Source organism: Corallococcus sp. Z5C101001 (genome assembly GCF_007352635.1).
In the GTDB taxonomy this organism is placed as follows: Bacteria; Myxococcota; Myxococcia; order Myxococcales; family Myxococcaceae; genus Corallococcus; species Corallococcus silvisoli.
Window position 1 is genome coordinate 1 of the sequence record NZ_VKLU01000059.1, and the last position, 1,463, is coordinate 1,463.

Genomic DNA, 1,463 nt, shown 5'->3' on the forward strand with positions numbered 1-1,463 from the left:
AGGACGCGGACGGAAGCGAAGCTGGCGAGCATCTGGGCGGAGGTGCTGCGAGTCCCGCGAGTGGGAGTGAGGGACAACTTCTTCGCGTTGGGTGGGCACTCGCTGCTCGCGATGCAGGTGGTGTCGCGGATGCGGGCGGAGCTGGAAACCGAAGTCCCGCTGCGCGTGCTGTTTGAAGCGACGACGGTGGAGGCCCTGGCGGAGCGCTTGGAGCGAAGCAGCCGGCGTTTCCCGTCCCGGCTCATGCGTACGTCACGGGACGCGCCGCGGGCCTTGTCGTTCGCGCAGCAGAGGTTGTGGTTCATCGACCAGCTGGATCCGGGCACTGCGCTCTACAACGTGCCGGTGGTGGTGCGTCTGGAGGGCATGCTGCGCCAGGACGTCCTGGAGCGGGCGCTGAGCGAAGTCTCACGTCGTCACGAAGCCCTTCGGACGACCTTCGCGCAGGAGCAGGGCCAGACCATTCAGGTCATCCATGCGAAGGCGGACCTGCCGTTGGTGGTGCTGGACCTCCAAGGACTGGAGTCGACGCGAAGAGACGAGGAGGCAAGGCGCCGGGTCGAACAGGAGGTCCTGAAGCCGTTCGACCTCCAGAGCGGCCCCTTGTCCCGAGCATTCCTGGTGAAGCTGGGCGAGCAGGAGCATGTGCTCGCGTTCACGATGCACCACATCGTATCGGATGGCTGGTCGGTGGGCGTGCTGGTGCGTGAAGTGAGCGCGCTGTACGCGGCCTTCGCCGAGGGACGCCCGTCGCCGCTGCCGGAGCTGCCGGTGCAGTACGCGGACTACGCGCTGTGGCAGCAGCAGACGTTGCTGGGAGACGTGCTGCGGCGAGAGGTGGATCACTGGAAGCAGAAGCTTTCGGGTGCGCCGCCCGTGCTGGAGTTGCCCACGGATCGTCCACGTCCGGCGGTGCGGGGCAATGCGGGCGCGGTGCAGCGCTTCCGCTGGCCGGCATCGTTCGAGAAGGGATTGCGCGCCCTGGCCCGGAGAGAAGGCGCGTCGCTGTACATGGTGTTGCTGGCGGGGTGGCAGGCGTTGATGTCGCGCTACTCGGGGCAGAGCGACATCAGCGTGGGTTCGCCCATCGCTGGCCGCACGAGGGCGGAGGTGGAAGGGCTCATCGGCTTCTTCGTCAACACGCTGGTGCTGCGCACGCAGGTGGAGGGAGACAAGTCCTTCCAGGCGCTGCTCGCGCAGGTGCGCGAGACGGTGCTGGATGCGCAGGAGCACCAGGAAGTGCCGTTCGAGAAGCTGGTGGAGGCGTTGCAGCCAGAGCGAAGCCTCAGCCACACGCCGCTGTTCCAGACGTTGCTGGCACTTCAGAACGTGCCGATGGAAGAGGCCCGGCTTCCCGGCCTCGTGCTCAAGCCCGTGGAACTCGAAGGCCGGACGTCGAAGTTCGACGTGAGCGTGTTCTTCACGGAGACGGCGCAGGGGTTGAGCGGGGCGGTGGAGTACAG

1 protein-coding gene is annotated in these 1,463 nt (G+C 66.9%); it reads left to right on the top strand.

Annotation, left to right across the window (positions count from 1 at the left end; all coding sequences use genetic code 11):
* Window positions 1-1,463: condensation domain-containing protein (locus FOF48_RS36185; protein WP_255443082.1), on the top strand; the 1,463-nt coding region annotated here is incomplete at both ends.